The organism is Fluoribacter dumoffii NY 23, assembly GCF_000236165.1.
GTDB classification, from domain to species: domain Bacteria; phylum Pseudomonadota; class Gammaproteobacteria; order Legionellales; family Legionellaceae; genus Legionella; species Legionella dumoffii.
In genome coordinates this window covers 371773-390866 of the sequence record NZ_CM001373.1, presented here as the reverse complement: position 1 = coordinate 390866, position 19094 = coordinate 371773, and the positions used below count along the sequence as shown (strand labels likewise).

The window sequence follows — 19094 nt, the reverse complement described above, 5'->3', positions numbered from 1 at the left end:
AAAACTGCTATACGCTAAATCTTGAACTAATTTCGTTTTACCCTTTGATAATTGGAATGATCTGGCGGCAAATTGATAGCCAGGCAAATCAGCAATCATCGGAACTTTTGTGCTAAAAATAGGGTTAAAATCACCATGTTTTCCCTCTAGAAACGCTCGAGATAAGCCAATCATTTCAGGGGTTGCTGCTGGATGTGAAGAGGCACTAAGCTGCCCATTTTCCAATGCCTGTATTAGTTGTTGGGTATTGGAAGCAAACACCGCTACTCTTTCTTTAAGATGCGTACGCCCTAGTGCAAGAGTATAAGCAAGCTGATAAAGGTTAAAGTGATTTTCATTACTTAACCACTGGGTGATAACCGCAATATTCCTCTGAAGTGCCTCTTTACTTTTGGCACTAAAAAGAAATAAATAGGGGCCTTGGGGAACCTCTACAATGGGTTGAGACGGATAGTTGGTGAGAATCACATGGGCATTACTTCCCCCTGCCCCAAAACTGGATATTCCAGCATAGGCATTTCCGGTTTCAGCCTCTTTCCATGATTGCAAACAATCGCTCACTTGCATGCCAACTGGCAATTTAATTTCCGGATTCAATGGCTGCGCATGTAGTGAAGGAAATAGTTGTCTCCTCTGCATTTGCAAAACAACTTTTGCTATACCCGCCAAACCAGCGGCTGCTTCGAGATGGCCATAATTTGACTTCAATGAACCGATGAACACAGAGGTGTTGGTATCGAATAGTTGGCCAAGACCATTAATTTCAACAGGGTCACCTAATCGAGTACCCGTCCCATGACATTCCACATAGCTTATTTGATGTGCCTGGATTGAAGCATCCTTAAGAGCATCCTCAATCACTTTTGCTTGCATAGAGGCATGAGGGACTGTGTAACCTGAGGTTCGACCATTATGGTTAATAGCCGATCCTTTAATGACGGCAAATATAGTATTACTGTCCCGCTTGGCCGCAGATAATGGTTTCAATAAAATACAGACAACTCCTTCACTAGGAACATAGCCATCAGCCTTGTCACCAAATGCAGCACAATACCCCGCTTGTGACAGCATATTCCGATGCAACAATTCCTGATATTTATAGTCATGCGTAATAAGGTTTACCCCACCAACTAAAGCCAAATCTACTTGCCCTTGCCGTAGAGATTGGCAGGCCAAATAAACAGCAGTCAGTGATGAAGAACACATGGTGTCCAGACATAAACTCGGTCCTGTCAAATTAAAAACACTGGATATACGATTCGCAATACTGGCATTGGTTGAGTTGGCAAGAACTGGCTTAGATTGTTCCAGACTTAGCTCAAGGCCATTTAACTGATATTCATTATTCATTGCACCGATGTAAACGGATACCGCTTTGGGCTTACCATCAACAGCAATACCTGCACTCTCAAAACAATGCCAGGCATTTTGCAGCATCAGGCGTTCTTGGGGGCTCATAATAAATGCGTCGTTAGGAGCAATATTAAAAAATAAGGCATCAAACTGATTCGCATCCTTTAGTCTTGCAGCGTAGGGATATACCCAATTGTCATCATAAGTTACACAATCTTTACCGGAACTTAGAGTGTCAGCCAGCATCCGAAGGTTGCTAGCTTCGGGTAAGTGAACTGCCATACCTATGATGGCGATGTCTTCGTGCATTTCCTTATGATCAGGGAGGGTTTCTCCGGTTTTTTCAATAGGGATGTCTTTGGGAACATCAATACCGGAGAGATAAACCGCTAAATCTTGAAAATTGGTATAGTCTATTAACAGGGTCTTTGCCAGATTACCGAAGTGGACTTCTAAATCCATGATAAGGTCCAGCCCCATCAATGAGTCAATGCCCAACTCACCAAAAGTCTCAATTGATTTTAATCGCTCAATAGTCGTTTCCAGGCGATGAGCGAATACCGAGTAAATGAGTGCCAAGTTATCATTTTCAAACTCTTGCTTAGGGGTTGATTGCACTTCCTTAGCCATTGAAGACTCAATAATCGTAGCATGCAAACCTTCAATGACTATGCAAAGTTGCTGGTAGTCATTCCATACCGCAATATCAAAAAGCAGCTCTCCGCGTTGATGACTAACTACAAAAAACTTCCCAGTTGTAATTGGCTGATAAAAAGAAATGGCATCCGCATGACTTGGTACCGATAAGTCATCACTGCGCATCAATGTAAAACAGGCTATGGTTTGTAAAGCACAATCTAATACATAGGGATTGATATCCCAGGATTCAACATGTTCAGTGGTATGAATTTCTGCCACTGCGAATTGCTCATTACAACTTAAATGCACCATATTTTGCAAAGAACGCTCATAGCAAATGCCGCATTCCTTGAAACGTTGATATAACTTAGCGGTTGATATTTCGTTTTCAAGAGGATGACGTGGGAAATGACTTAATTCAGGAAATCCCTCTGATATCTGTTCAATCCTGGCGCGGAAAAAAATGTCCTGATTATCAGATTCCAGGAATATCATTCCCTCTGAGATACGGATGTGAACTGTTTGTTTAGCATCCGTCGTTTTAATCAGCGGCTTAGACCATTTAATCTGGCTTAGATAGCACGGTACCGAAGAGACTGCTTGCTGGGCTACCGCTAAACTGGCTACTGCCGGAAGAATAGCTTGTCCATTCACTTGATGTCCTGCAAAATAACCGGCGTTATTATCCAGGTTAATCGTATGGGACTGTTTCCAGTAGCAATAATGTTTTTGTTGTGAGTTTGGCTGCTTCGCCAATAGTTGCGGTTCGTTATGGATTTTTTTAATCACCACATGCGCATTGGTGCCAGAAAAACCAAAGGAGCTGATGCCGGCATAAGGTTTATTCTCAGGCCAATACATTAGTTCATCTACTGGCTTAAATGGTATCTGATGAAAGTCAATATGAGTATTGGACTGTTTACAATTCAAGGTAGGTGGAATTTTATGAGTATACGCCGCCAGAACCATTTTAATAAAACCTGCCATACCTGCTGCATGAATAGCATGCCCGATATTTGATTTCACACTGCCAATGGCTATCGCGCCTACTGGCAAGTTTGCATCGCGGAATGACTCCGTTAAGGCATACACCTCTATGGGATCACCTAAGTGTGTTCCAGTACCATGTGCCTCAATGGCTGCGACTTTGGATAAATCGATGTGCTCTGATCTATAAAGCTGTTTAATTAATTGTGTTTGTGCATCACCATTTGGTGCAGTAATTCCATTTGACAATCCATCTTGATTCAGGGCACTGGCCGAAATACAGGCATAAATCCTATCTCCATCCGCTTGAGCTTGCGAATAGGATTTTAACAAGACACAAGCCACCCCTTCTCCAGGAACAAAACCATTCGCTTGATCAGAAAAAGCATTGCAAGCATGGTCTGGAGATAACATGGAAGCATTGTCGGCACCCTCGATAAAACTCTCATCCAGCATCAAAAAGACCCCACCAGCAATCGCCAGCGAACACGATCCATTCCGAATACTTTCTGCAGTATGATGCAAAGCAACCAATGAGGATGAACAAGCGGTATCAAATACAATGGCGGGACCATGTAAATCATAGTGATAAGCTACTCGACCAGCAATCACCGACGGCGCATTGCCCCAAAAACTTTGTGGGGGTATTTTATCTTTTGCATGTTGGCGATAGCTACTTTGGCATGCACCGACATACACACCACATTGTTCCTGACTTAATCGCTCCCGATCATAATTAGCATCTAGTAAACAATCATCCACTACTGTCAAAAACAATCGCTGCTGTGGATCCATAGCATTGGCTTCGGTTTGAGAGAGATGGAAATAAGCGGGATCAAACTCAAATATATCGTTTAACCAACCAGCCCACCGCTCTTTTTTAAAAGACAAGTTCCCTCTATGGTTTCTTGCCTCTATCGCATTGACACCATCGCATAAATTTTGCCAAAACTGCGCAACATTTTCAGCTTTAGGAAACATTCCTGCCATACCAATGATTGCGATGTCTTGAGGATGACTTTTTGCTTTTTCTTGATTGGCATTAAATCCTGTTAAATGCGCCAAACATCTCCCTTTTTCATCCCATAGACTTGCACTTGTAGCATCCGCGCAAAGCATATGAGCACTATCAAGATTCAACACGTTCAAACCAATGCGTTCAATGTATTGAGGTAAAGCAGGTTGGTTATTGTTGCCTATGCCAGCATCCTGACAATGCATGGGACCATGTAGTAACCCTGCTATTTTGGCAGTCATATTGGAAGCTGGAGATAAGGCGGCAGTCAATTTACCCTTATCCAGCTGATAGCTATCTGATAAATAATAAATTCTACCTAAATAATGTTTGTCCGAATCCGTAAAATTCCCCTGCTGCATTAGAAGAGAAGGGTCAGGTGAGAATGACGATGCTTTCAATTCCTCTTGCGAAAAATGCAATACACAACTCAGTAATAATTCCTGGCTACTATCGGCATGAATTAAATGAATAGAGCACCGACCTTGCTCATCACAATCCAGTTGTAAACGAACTTCATAATCCTCCCTATCCGCAATCAAAGGACGATGGATACTTAGTTGCTCAAGATGAAGATAGGCCGCTGGATAAGTAGGAAAGGCTTTCAATATCATCATTAAATAGTTATCTAAGGGGAGTATCATACGCCCACTCACCCGATGCTCTCGCCAGAAGATATTCTTTTGTGGAGAAAGTTGATATTGGCGTTTTATCTTATTCATAAACCGACTCTCCAAGGAAGACATCCTCAACCAACTCTAATTCGGATGGCTTATCCTCTTTAATCTTTCCAGAAATCAATTGATGTAAAGCTTGTAAGGTCGGATACGAAAAGATGGTAGACGCTTTTAAAGAAAGGCCATATTGGGCATTCAGTTTTGCGATAAAGCTAACCCCGGTAATCGAGTCTAAACCCAGTTCTGCCAAAGGCCTCGATTCATCAATCGGTTGTGTGGGCAGCATTTGCAAACTGGTACGTAATAACTCTTTTAATGTTTCCATAAAGGCATTGTGGCTTACCTTAGATGAATTAGCTGTTGATGAACGCGCAGCTTGCTTTACTTTTTGAGCAAGCAATACCACCTGATTGCCATGATGATCATACAAGGGATTCGCACTTTCAAATCCCGCCAGTTTGAGGTTACGAAGCCAACTATTTTTCTCCAATAAGGGGCAGTGAGAAAATGATGCATGGGTTTTTCTCTCACGCCATAGTTCAAACATCCCAAAGATGAAGTTTAACGCCAACTGCTGCTTTGTTCCTTCATTAATTATCAACCTGCCGCCGGGTGTTAAAATGCGGTTTATATGATGCAAGCTATCGTTTAAATTATTAGCCAAGTGCAGAACATTCGAAGCTATCACCACATCATAACTATGCGAAGACAAGGCACTCAACTCATTGATGTTTATAAACTGAGTTTGTAATGGGAACGGCAGCTGAGAAGCTAAGGTCTCCCCCTTTGCCAGAAAGTATGGTGACACATCGGAATAACAGTACTGAATGGACAGATCCGCTAAATAGTTGCTAATAGCCTTAGTAGTTGCCCCTAAGCCAGCCCCTAGTTCCAATATTCGTATTGGTCGCTCAATATCCATTAAATTTTCTTGCAGATAAGAACCAATGGCCTCATTACATGCAGTGGATTCCGGTAAGTTGCTGTAAACCTTTTCCAATAAAAGACTGCCTTCCGGACTAAATAGTATCTCATTGGCACTCATACTTCCTTCCATCAATCCAGGGTAATGCTGAAAGCAATAATGACAAAGTTCATATAAAGCCTGATAGGCAGGATCCTCTTGACTATTTTGTTGGTATTGCAGATTTAAATCATGTTTAACGAGTACCTCAGAAGACAACTGCTCCTTTAAATAATCAAAGAGTTTCAGATTGTTATAGGGTTGTTGTTTAAACGAGTGTATATAGCTACTCACTAATGCATTCGCCCTATCATAACCGGTCAATGGTGCAGGAAAGCTTTGGCTTTGAGCAGGTTCACATCGAGGTTGAATAATCACTTGTGTTGCCTTGCCCTCTAATGCCAGCTCCATCCATTTTAACCCCATATCGGTCGGGATAGGTTCATAGCCCAGTGCTCTCGCCTGATTCAGATGATAGGGGTTGCTCACCGCCCCCACGTCCTGCCAAATACTCCAATTTAACAAGCGAAGGTCATACTCTGGAGCCTGAAAATTCAAGTGGGCATAGGCATCAAAAAACTTACTGGCTGCAGCATAATTCGCTTGTCCAGCAAGACAAGCGAAACTCTGCACTGATGAAAACAACACGACCTTTCGACATTGCAATTTTTCACAACATTGTTTAACTGTTGAGATAGAGGCTTGTTTTGTAACAAATACCCGTTTAAAAGATGATAAAGACATATTAGCAACCGATGCATCCTCTAGTTGCATAACACAGTTGAAGATAGCATCTAAACGATTATATTTTTCTTCGATGTAACGTATCGCCAAAGTTACTTCATTGGGACTCGTCACATCCACAGGCAAATAATCGATGGCATCAGGATATTTTTTTAAGAGTGGATGATCATTCTCTGCAAATGACTTTCTACCAATGACTATTAATTTCGCGGCATATCGCTGTACTAAATAATCACACAAGCAGCTACCAATCCCGCCAAAGCCTCCCATTACCATTATCGTGGAAGCTGGCTGTATAAAAGGTCCATTGGACTGATATGTACTTTTCGCTAAGACATATTGATAACATTGGCCATCCTGAACATATAGGGTTTGATAGGAACGATGGAAATTAACTATTAAGGATGGAATGTCACTATTGTCGTGACAATAAATTTGGCATTTCCAAGTTGGATGTTCTTTACTTAAGGATTCAAATAAACCGACTACGGCAGATCCCATGGGTGTTATATTACCTATCTCTTTACAAGCAATAAAAACCTGGATAGTCAAAGGCTTGGTTTGAAAATTGATTGCCAGCTTCTGTGCCAACAAAAATATTTCATCAATTGCTTCACAAGCAACCTCATTCAATATGAGAATGACACGGTCTAGAGTACTATTCATAAAGGATGGATTAAGTTCTTCACCCAACCTAACTACCGACATGGTATTAGCTATGTCTAATTCTCTCATTGGCATAACAGAATCAGCCTGTATGACTAATAGCTGTTCGCCCTCAATTCGATGATAAACGATTGACGTATCGCAAGATTGTCGTTGTTGTTGATAAAAGACTTCGATTTGTTGCTCTGCAAACCAATAGCAAGTCTTAGCAAATGGATAAAATGGTCGCTTGACAGCTCCGCTAGTATTTAAGCTAGTCTGAGGAGCTTGCAAGATTGCATGCACGTTCACTCCACCAAAACCAAAGGAGTTAATACCCGCAGTCAATGGAGCATCAGGATGATGACGCCATTCCTGATTTTCAGTGTTTATTTTAAGACATGAATTGTCTAATGAAATTTGTGGGTTTAACTTGTTAAAGCCCGCCTGACCTGGAATCAATTGCTTCTGCATCATAAGTAAAACTTTGATTACCGAAGCTAATCCAGACGCGGGTTCTAAATGACCAATATTAGCCTTTAATGATCCAAAATGAATAACCTGCTCTGCCCCTTTAAAGAAGGATTGCATCCCATTGATTTCGATGGGATCACCAATTGGTGTACCTGTACCATGGGTTTCAATATAGGATATTTGACTTTTATCAATATTCGCGTAGACCCTCTCATAGAGCTGCCTATGTGCTTTTGAACTGGGAGAGGTCAAGGTATTGGCTTTTCCTCCATGATTCACTGCACTCTGCAACATCAAGGCGTGAATGGTATTATTCTCAGCTAATGCAGTGGCTGCTGCTTGCAGAATAACAACAACCACTCCCTCACCTCGTACATAACCATCCGCTTGCTCATCAAAAGGAGTGCACCGCTTTTTCTCAGATAACATGCCTGAATCAGTAAATGATTCAAAAAAAGTATCGGCAAGGAGTAAGTTCACTCCACAAACAATGGCCGTCTCACATTCCCCGTTTAATATAGATTGCGATGCTTTATGAAGCGCATATAATCCGCTGGAACAAGCCGTATCAATGGATTCGCTTGGCCCGTGCAGATCAAAAAAATAGGAAATTCGATTGGCAAACAAACAATGTACTGACCCCAATGGAATATAAGGATTATCACAGTGATGCTTTACTAACTGGCTGTAATAATCAAATGTCGAAGCACCGACAAACACGCCTGTATTGCTTCCTTTTAGTGTGGAGGGTTCAATCCCACTATGTTCAAGCGCATGCCATACGGTTTGTAATAGCAAACGTTGCTGGGGATCCATCACCTTTGCCTCTATTGGAGAAAGGTTAAAAAATGCTGCATCAAAACATTCTACACTATCAATAAAAGCTGCATCATGTGTTTTCATCCATGCTTTTCTAAACGCAGGTGTCTTTGTTACTATCTGTTTCTTATCGATCAGAATTTGCCAAAAATCGTTTAAATCCTCACAACCTGGCAACAAGGCATGGTAACCAACAATGGCTATCTGCGACCGGGATTGAGGTTCATTTTGTGAAATGGGTAATTTTTCTAATGGATGAATTTGAAAAGTATCCAAAAACTCACCAACCGTCTGGTAATCATAGAATGAAGCCGCAGTAAGTGATTCATTGACTACCCCATTCAAACGCACAGCCAGTTCCGATAAGGTAATGGAGTTGTAGCCTAAATCACCAAAACTTTTACTGCGGTCAATAGGAAGGGTTTGCTCAATAATCTCAGCTATTATTTGTTCAATCATATTACTATCAGCTATCCTGGAATTGAAAGGAGACACCGTGTCAGCTGGCAGCGCCAAATCGGTGCTTGATGGAGTTTCTGGTTTGTTTACTAATGATGCTATTAAACGATCCTTGCTTCCTTTAACACCAACAACTTGAGAGGCGTCACAAGAAAGTGTCTGCGATAATAGGTTTATTCCTTCTTGTGCACTCAATCCTTCCATACCCCATTCCTGCATCATACGGACTTGTATGTTCTTCGGAATACTCATACCTGCCGTTGTCCAGAACGGACTATTCAAGGCAATGGTTTTACCATAACGTTTTCCTGAAAGACGTGCATATTCCCGTTGATGAGCGAAGGAATCAAGGTAAGCATTTGCTGCTGCATAATGAGCTTGTCCCGGGTTAGACAGAATAGAAGCATAAGAAGACAATAAGAGAAAGAAATCCAGCTTTTCCGAGGACAATAAATTATCAAGGTGAATCAGTCCCTCGATTTTTACTCGCATCACTGCATCAATATCTGAAGCATCTAAATTGCAAAGCAGCTTGTCCTGCTGCCATCCTGCAGCATGAATGATCCCATGAATAGCACCATATTGTTGTTTAAACCAACTAATCGCCTTCGCCAGCTGTTCTTGATCACAGACATCCACTTGTTGATAATCGATAGCATGGGCAGCAAGCCATGAGGATTGATCCTTAGCCTCCCTACGTCCCAGTAGTAATATTTTTGCCTGGTAGTGTTCTGCAAGATAGGCAGCAATGTGCTTCGCTATTCCCCCTACTCCGCCAGTTATGATGTAATGTCCCTCGGTTTTAAAGAGGCAGGATGATTTATCTGGCTTTATGGTCTGATAGTGACGAGACAATAGCTGGTCTGATGAATTAACCATGACCATGCCCGATAAATGAGGAGAATATGGTAAGTTCCCAATATCATTCCCATTATCAAGATCCAGTACATAAAGCAAATAATTAAACCAGCTATATTCAGCAGTTAAGGTCTGTAAAAATCCATTCCAGGCATGAGCGAAGGCTTGATTACTCTTATTTATCATAAAGACAGCAATGTATTTATGACGCCTATAGATATCAATATCGCGTTTCATCTGTAGCATGCAATGCTTCAGCTGCTTATAATCCAGGATCTCCATTTGGGAATAAGGAACGCTGCTTTGGGAGAGCGTACTCGCATTGGGAATGACTAACCCTTGCCATGTTGGTTGTAAATAACTTAATTGACTTCTTGAAACAACCTGTTGAAGATGAATAGGTACCATGCGAAAGGCATGAATTGCCGTGATGACTCTCTGATTTTCATCAAACAAAGTGATATGGTATTGCACTTGGTTAACACTTTTTTCAATGGTTTCACAAAATACTTGAAACGATTTAGGCCACGGTCGATACAACCTGAGTTGCTGAATAGACTGAGGGATATACACTTGATTGGCGGGCAGTTCTCTTTGCAGTACTGAAACACACTGTAAAACCGAGTCAAACAATCTTGGGTCAAGGGTATAATTTTCATCCACTTCATCACTATTAAGCTGGATGCTTGCTAGACAACATTGCTTGTTTTGATCGAGCAATAGGCTTTTAATACCTTGGAATGCCGGTCCATGAAACCATCCCTTTTCACGAAAGGTTTGATAAATTGACGCAACCGGGTAAGCGTGAACACAGTCCTTCATTTTATCATTGAGAGTTAATTCCATTAGCTCTATTCGCTGAGCAATAAGCCTGGAATGAGGTTTTATATTATCTAAACTGATTTTAAGCTGATTACCTCTGGTTTCATGATTCAGCTTGATTTCAACTGTATCCTCTTCCTGTTCGCAGAAAATAGGCGATAACCACTGTATATCATCCAACTGCAAAACCTGGCTGTTCAATTTACTAAAGGCAAACTGTGCCATATGATAGACATGAGCTACCCCAGGAAGTATGGGGGTTCCAAATAATTGGTGCTGACTAAAATAATACTCTTGCCTATTAAGGAAAATTGATTGCGTCTTTGGCTCAGCATACCAATAACGGGTTTTGGCGAAGGGATAAAGAGTAGTTACCCCTTTTGGTTGATTGACATAATCGCTAAGGATTACATGGCCATTACTTCCACCAGCACCAAAAGAATTCAAACCACATAAACGAGAGCCAGGTGCAACTGACCACTGTTCTTTGCTCTGTAAGACGCGTAATTTATTTTGATCAAAGTTACAATAAGGATTCAACGGTAAAGAATGCGCATTGCCATAAAGGCAATTATTTCGATATTGCAAAATAACTTTAACAAGCCCCGCAAATCCAGCGCATGCCTCACTATGTCCCATATTACTTTTGACAGATGAAATACTAAGTGAATGAGTAAACACTGAGGACAAGGCTTTCGTTTCAATCGGATCGCCTAATTTTGTTGCGGTGCCATGGGTTTCAACAAAACACACTTGTTCATGCTTGATATTGGCTTTCGTTAAAGCCTTTTGAATAACCTCTTCTTGCAAATGAACATTGGGTACTGTATATCCATGCGTTTTACCACCAGAATTAAGCGCCGTCGCTTTAATCACCGCATGAATATAATCACCCTCTTCTATCGCCTGTGACAGCCTTTTTAGACAAAGCACCACTATCCCTTCAGCATAAACAAAACCATCTCCATTCTCAGCAAAACTATTGTTTTGATCAGTGGGTGAAAGCATTCTAAGATCACTTAACTCCACCATTTGACGAGGATGTACAATGAGATTAGCGGCACCCGCCAAAGCAATATCCGTTTCACCAGATAATAATGATTGGCAAGCCAGGTGTAGCGCCGTTAAAGAAGATGAACATGCAGTGTCTACTGTCAGGCTGGGTCCATGTAAATTTAATGCATAAGAAATTCTATTTGCAGCAGACCAATAACTGCAGGCTGAATTGGCATGAGATTGATTTTGCCACTCGTAACACCAGCTATAATAGTTGCCGCTTAAGCCAACAAAAACACCAATTTGATTCTTATCATAGATAGGTAAGCATCCTCCCTCCTCTAAAGCATGATAAGCATTTTGTAGTAGCAATCGCTCTTGGGGATCAATTAACCGAGCCTCACGTGGAGAAATAGTAAAGAAAGCTGCATCAAAACAATCAATGTTTTCCAGAAAGCTTCCCTTGCTTGCATAGTTATGCCCTGGCATAGGCTCTTTATGGAAATAGTCCTTTTGCGCCCAACGACTAACAGGCACTTCGGAAAAAGCAGTCCCTCCTGCTTCCAGCATGGCTTCAAAAGTCTCATAACCACTATGAGGTAACTGATAGCTTAAGCCAATAATCGCGATATCCTGTTCCGCAACTGGCGCCCCAACCTTTTCACCAGTTCTTTCCACTTGTTGATGCTGTGACAGACCCAAGTAACTAGCAAGCGTGGCTACACTGTGATCAGCAAATAAATCGGCAATACTCAGACTATTAAAATGAGGACGTAACTTTTGGTATAAATCGCTTAAACTTAAAGAATCAAATCCCAGTTCAGACAGTTTTGCTGATGCAGAAATCCCATTTGAATCAATATGCAGGGTGGCAGCAATCCTGCTCTTTAGATCCTCCATGGTGAATCCATTAGGTGATGAGCAAGAAGGATCGAGTTCTTTCCTGCCGTTTTCCTGAAGCATTGTAGCCACAAAAACTTGTTGTTGGGGATTAATACTATGAAGAGAGCTAGCTATAGTTTTTATTTGGGTGAGTCCAACCTCTTTAAGAAGTTCCAACCAGGAAAATGAGCATAATAAAGGCGAACCTTGGATACGATATTGACTGTCTTGCGTTTTCCACCACCCTTCAAAAAGACCAAAAATGGCCGTGGTATAAGGTGTCTTTTCAATTAATTCATTAACTAACAAAGTCCCTTGATCGTTTAGACAGCGCTTTAATTTTTGTAATGTTTCGACGATAGATGGCGTGGCATGAATAACATTAGTAGCGATAATTACATCGAATTGTTTTTCAAAGGGATGCCCACTTTTTATATCATCAATATTTAGCGCACAAAAGTTCATATTGGCGTAGGGAGAAGATAATCTGCTTCGTGCTTTATTAACCAGTGCCTGTGAAATATCGGTAAAAGTATATTCAATCTGATCCTGGGGCTTTAGCCGAGACAATAGCTCTACAGTAGTCGCCCCACTTCCTGCCCCAACCTCTAAAATACGTAACTTTCTATTCTGATCAATAAGGATTCTTAACTCTCTTGCCAAAGCAACATTGGCAAAATCTGCACTGCTATGTCCTTTATAAAACGATTCTACCAACTCGGTCTGGCCAGATGGAAAAATAACTTGATGGGCAGGAATACTTCGATTCATTATCTGCCTATATTGGTTGATTACCGTATCAAATAAACTGAGTCTTCCGCGATAGTCACTTGCCAATAACAGTTGCCTCAACCTCAATATTTCCTTTTGGTAATACTCAACATCATGTAATGACAACTCTCTTTCTTGCCATAATTTCTTTAACTCAACGTACAATAATTGGAAATGGCCCTGAAAGGATTCCGTAGCATGGCATAATTGGCAAAACACACTTAAGATGACGTAATCTGCGAGATGATTATCGAGATTATCACTAATCTTACTCACCAATAGGTCATCACGGTCAATTTTTGCGATAATGGATTCAGGGACATGATGAGCTATCTGACATGCAAGTTGACTCATTAGGTCATCAAAGCCAATCGGCCGCATATGATATTGGCTTAAGTATTGGCTGTAATCATTTCTAGCGGCCAAGCCAATTCCATCAATAACTCCCAAATAACTAAGCGTTTTTCTGGGATGGGGGCTTTGACGTAATAAGGTCGACTTGATTAATGACTCGTAACAATAGATGCTCCCTCCCAGATTAGGAAAGTACGCTTGAATCGAAGCAAAAACATGTATCGCTTTAACAGAATTTGTTAATTGATCAGAGGCAAGCCAGGCATTAGCATCCCAACGTTCTTTCAGTACACGTTGTAACTCATCAGCAGTCATTTGCACAAATAGTTGGTCATTGGTGGAAATCGCAAGATGAAATAAAGCATCAATCGAGTGTTTTTCAGATAAAGAGTGCAATTGGCGGAGCCATTGATGAGTATTGCTGATATCACATTGAACATAATTTATTTGTGGCGACTCAATACGCTCTTTTACCGTAGTTGATAATTCCGACCATGCTTTTCTGCCAACCAAGGTAACAGTTGCCTCGTAATTCTCACAAAGAAAATGACATAGCTCCAAACCCAAGCCACCAGTGCCACCAGTAATGACATAGTGGCCTTTTGTCTCGAAGGCTTCTGACTTAGTATTTGGCTTAAGTTCTACTAAAGAATGATGATACTGATGCCCATAAGTATCAAAACAGCAGATTGCTGAATCACCATACTCTAAAGAAATTGCCTTACCCAGTAACTCGGCATGTTGTAAAAAGAGTTTATCGGAATGAGCGATGGATAAAACTGGTTTGTTATTTTCATTTATCAGCTGGTGTAAATTTGATAACAACTGTTGATAATGGGTTAATCCTACCTTCTCCTCGAATTGAATTTGCTTAATATTCTTGGCCAAGGAATTGGTTTTATAATGATGACAGACGGTATAGAGCGATGCTTCGGATTGTTTCATAGGAATAATTCCCTTACGATAGAAAGGAATGTCTTGATAATCTCTATCCCAACGTGCATCAATACCGCGCAGCCAGCAAAATTGCAACAAACGGGTATGGTCAATTGTTGGGGAACTGTTCTGATTAGTCGACACTAATTTGATGGTACAGGATTCATTAAGGTGGATAAGACAATGACCATTCTCATCATTACCATCCTGATTATTCATATGCTGAACTTTTAGTTCAGCCAGTCTGGACAACTGGTTATAGTCTATGGATTTAATCCGACTTACCAATCGACTCGATAAAAATGCCTGAATCCCTTCATCACCATTTAAAATAGAAAGTGCATCCGTCAAAGAACAAATATCTTGTTTAAACAAGGCTATCCACTCTCGGTATTGCCATGGGAATGCTTGTAAACTCTCCTCTTCCGCAGCTTGTAAGGACCATTTCTGCGTTAACTGGACTCGCAACCACAGCAACTGCAATACCAAGCTTTTTGTTTGCACTGGCATAATGGAGTGCTGAAGGCAATCTAGCATTGAAGGGTTATTCGATGCATGAGCAAATGCTTTAAACGTATGCTGGTATTCATAAATAGACTGACATTGTTTAATAAATTGTGAAAACTGATCGTCAGGTAATTGTGGCAGATCAGACAATTCCTTAATGTATTTATCCAATGCTCGGAAAGACCAATGATCCTGATTATTCAAACGAATCACTGTTCCTTCATTTTGGGAAAATATTAAAGCGAACTGGCAAGCTGTACCATAGGCCTCGATTAAAATAGGTTCGGGTAAATAGTTTAGGCAAATAGTATATAATTCTAAACAGATAGCTTCGTTAGCAAAATCTAATTCAATACAGTACTCTTTTTCATGTGTGTCTTGCCATTCGCTTAAATCACCATTTGGCATTAGCCAAAGCATCGTCCTCTCTTCTGGTAAATGTCGTTGTTGTAATTGGGAAAGAGCAAAATGCGTTATGAAATTTTCATGATGCTGATAGTGTTGCTTCAACTGGGTTTTAAGAAGCAGCAACTGATCTTTATCTTTTGCAGCAAGTAACAGTGGTAATTTTCTATCAAGAGGTATATTAATGTCTGGTGAAGTAACACTCTCCAGAATAGCATGACCATTACTGCCTCCAAAACCAAAAGAACTCACTGCGACATGTCGATGCGGATAGTCCAACATCGTCTCATTAATCTGCAGATTGGCAGGCATAAGGAGGTTAGCTTGACCGGTCATATGATGTGGAGGAATTTGTTGATGCTGTAAAACAAGAATGCCCTTAAGCATCCCTAACAAACCTGCCCCGGCCTCCAAATGACCTAAATTGGCCTTGATACTACCGATGAAAACATTTGGATAGTGTCGTTGAATCGCCTCTAATTCGATAGGATCACCCAAACTTGTACCCGTACCGTGCGTTTCAACATAGTTCAGATCAAGTGACGCAACCATTTCCTTTGTTCTAGCTAGTAAATCAGATTGGAGCTCAACACTGGGAGCAGTCATACTGGGTGTTGTACCATTATGGTTACTACAAATACCAATAATTTTTGCCATTGGTGTAAGATGCAGTTGATTGGCCAGACTTTGTCGTGTCAGTAAAAGACATACCGCACCTTCCAAAGGAATGTAACCATCTGCGTTCATCGCAAAAGTATGGCAGCTGCCAGAACGTGATATCATTCCGGCTTGCTTAAAACTGTGATAACGATGCTTGCTGCCAATATGATTTACACCTACCACAAACACCCAGTCACATACTCCCGCTTCGAGGCTAAGGCAGGCATCCTGGACAGCAATTAAGGAAGAAGCACAAGCCGCATTAACCGTTTTACTCGATCCTGTAAAATTGAAAAAATGGGAGGCTTTATTAGCAATGGAGGCTTCGCAATGATTTAAAAAAAAACGACTATCCACCTGGACACCATCTTCGATCATACGATGTAAGTGATCAACAGACATTACCCCGGCAAATACTCCCGTGTTAAAAGATTGTAAGATTTCTGCTGAAAGATTGACAGACTTTATTGCTTTATCAATCACATGAATCGCAAGATATTGCTGTGGATCAACTTGCGATAGTTCTGATGAAGAAATTCCATATTGATTGACAAATCCCCAATCATTTAACAAATTAGCATTGGTTAACGATAATTCTTCACAGCGTTGGCGATGCTGGTTGGGGGTTAAATGCATTCCTCGTTTTTGACACAATGCTTCCCAAAGAGCGTCCAGTGTATGAATCGAAGGCAATTCAACACTGGCTGCAACTACAACACAAGGGTCTGTAACATCAACTACTTCAGAATGGGGTGCTGTTTTGTCCATTACTACTTACATCCTCAAGGAGGGGCACTTGAGGGATATCCAATATTTCCTGAGTACCGGTGCCACGAAAAATTCTTAATTGTTCGACAAAGTTAACTTCCTTGAGCAATGTGTCAGCAGATTTTAAAAACATCTTAGCGATATAGTAACGCCCTTCCGCCGTGTTTTTATCAATCTTAAGCAATTTAGGATTAAATTCACTAAACCGCGGTAAACTTTCTACAATACTTGGATCTATGGTGTACGATGTATCCCCATTAATAGCCACTGAACAAATAGCATAGCGAAGATACGCATAGAGTTTAGCCAATTGATAGGTTGCCTCATCACGTAGACTGACACCTTGATTGATATACGCCATTAAGAAAAATGCTTCTTCAATGGGATTCAGGCGAAGAAAATTGGCTATAGTGGCCACATCAATCAGCGGCTGACCTACTCGAGTAAACTCCCAATCAATCAATTTAAACTGATGACGCTTAGCACTATAAAGGATATTCCACGGATTAATATCAAAATGACAAATAACCTGTTTAATATCTTTTCTCAACACTGGATCAATCTGACGAATGAGGGAGATAGCCCATTTAAACTCCGCTAAGAAAGGCATAGTTTCAGACTGTCTCAGGACAGTATCAACCATTTCATCGAATTTATCTTTTTTGAAGAAACGGGTGATTCTAGGTTGTGCGCTATGAAATGTTCTTAATACTGCCGCCAGTTCAGCTAAATGAGACGGTTTACGCTGGATTAACCAGCTCATGTCATTCTCAACAAACTCGCTAATTTGAACTCTATTGGCAAAATCAATGCGCTCTACAAGGGGTCCCACACCTTGTTGGCTGGCAAGACTGTTAACTACACACTCTGGAATGAATGAAACATCACCATTTGCCACCACTTTAATCACAAACTTGTGTAAGCCTGTATCAAGGAAAAAATTCTGACAAAATGGAGATAATCCGCCTGATAGTAACCCCAACGTCCCTCTTGGCTTAGGCATAAAGCATACTAAAGCATTCCATAATCTTCGACCTATATCCTCGGATTTAGCTAAAGCCATGACACTGCTTTGAGTAAATGTTTGCTCCTGACTTTGGAGGGAACGAACCATCGCTGCCCAATCTCGACTCACTAATTTTAGTTTAGCGAGTTCAATAGGAGATAGCTGGTTGAAAATCTTATTCCAAACAATATGAGGTAAAGGTAAATAATGCAGCTGTGCTCGAGGTGCATGTTCCAACAAAACGATCTGTCTGAAATGGTATTCATTTATCGTAAGCATGGCTTGCTTGATTAACATAATGCTAATGAAATAACGACCAGCGTCACTTCCTCTGTCAACAACACCATGCTGGTCAGGACGATACTGATTAAATGCTGGAATGGATTTGATTTCCATCATTCGTACTTGTTCAGGATTCTTGATATTTGCTGCAAAACTAATCGCAAAACGTAGAAGAGCAAGCTGTTTCATTAGATGAAAATGCTTCATTTGTTCTTCAGATGGTTTTTGTCCAATATATTTCTCTAGCAAAAAGTCACTTTGGCTAGAACTCAAACGCAAAGTCGATACAATGGTGGCCAAATCTAATAAAGCGTCATTAACACCGGCACATTCCCAATCGATAAAGAAAATATTATCCTGTTGCACTAACAAATTATTAGGATTGATATCATTATGGCAGAGGTCATCCTCTCTAGTCAGAGTAGCAAAATAATCAAGCTGCTCAAGGGCATAAGCTAACAAATAAAACTCTGAATACTTCTGAATCATGGCTTCAAGCTGACTACGCCTTAAAAATATCAGAGTGGAGCTTTCAACCTCGGTGGGTCGTTTTAATTTTGGCCCGTTATGAATCTTTCTGAGTTTGGCGGCTAAATCCTCTAACTGGTTTGTATTGAGACTTCTCAATAAATTTGGATCATTGTCAACAAACCGCATGATAAAGATGCCAGAAGCAAAATCAAAATATTCTATTTTTGGAGCAACACCTGCTTCAGAAAAAAATAATGAAGCAAGAATCTCATGATGCCTTTCACTGCCATGATTAATTTGACGAATAACAAAACATTCTTTCCCAGTGTTTACCTTATAACTTGCCGCCCATGGAGAGCATCCTGCAGTTAGACGAACAATCGATACTGAATCTGTTTTTTTTGATAACACCTTCAACAAATGTGGCATCAGCTGGTCAACAGGAACCTCATCGTCACAATTTACTCTAAGATTTTGAGACTCAAAGGGAAAATTGTTCCATGCTCGATTAACTTTACTAAGTTGTGCCTTGCTGTCTTTATCGAGAAATCTAGTAATATTATTGACAACGCTTAAGGGGAGTTGATAAGAAAAGAACAT

General features: G+C 40.8%; 3 protein-coding genes (1 of these 3 running past the window's edge). All 3 read right to left on the bottom strand.

The features are described from left to right. Tightly spaced (each overlapping or abutting the next), the 3 genes in view from KYQ_RS01705 to KYQ_RS01695 form a layout consistent with a single transcriptional unit that may run on beyond the window. A protein-coding gene (locus KYQ_RS01705) for a beta-ketoacyl synthase N-terminal-like domain-containing protein (RefSeq protein ID WP_019349506.1) crosses the window boundary here: on the bottom strand, window positions 1–4716 show its 5' portion. The gene continues 2916 nt to the left of window position 1, outside the view; 4716 of the gene's 7632 nt are visible here — the first part of the coding sequence; its start codon is at window positions 4714–4716; its stop codon lies beyond the left edge, outside the window. Beyond that, window positions 4709–16735, bottom strand: coding sequence for an SDR family NAD(P)-dependent oxidoreductase (locus tag KYQ_RS19055; RefSeq protein ID WP_019349505.1), 12027 nt, complete (start codon window positions 16733–16735; stop codon window positions 4709–4711). The genes KYQ_RS01705 and KYQ_RS19055 overlap by 8 nt, the downstream gene beginning before the upstream one ends. After that, window positions 16710–19094 (bottom strand): phosphotransferase, encoded by a 2385-nt coding sequence (locus tag KYQ_RS01695; RefSeq protein ID WP_019349504.1) that lies wholly within the window; start codon window positions 19092–19094, stop codon window positions 16710–16712. Before KYQ_RS01695 ends, KYQ_RS19055 begins: the two co-directional genes overlap by 26 nt.

Excerpts from the sequence above, each read along its gene's own strand:
- KYQ_RS19055 (WP_019349505.1), bottom strand. The coding sequence starts at position 16,735 with ATGGACAAAACAGCACCCCATTCTGAAGTAGTTGATGTTACAGACCCT.
- KYQ_RS01695 (WP_019349504.1), bottom strand. The coding sequence starts at position 19,094 with ATGTTCTTTTCTTATCAACTCCCCTTAAGCGTTGTCAATAATATTACT.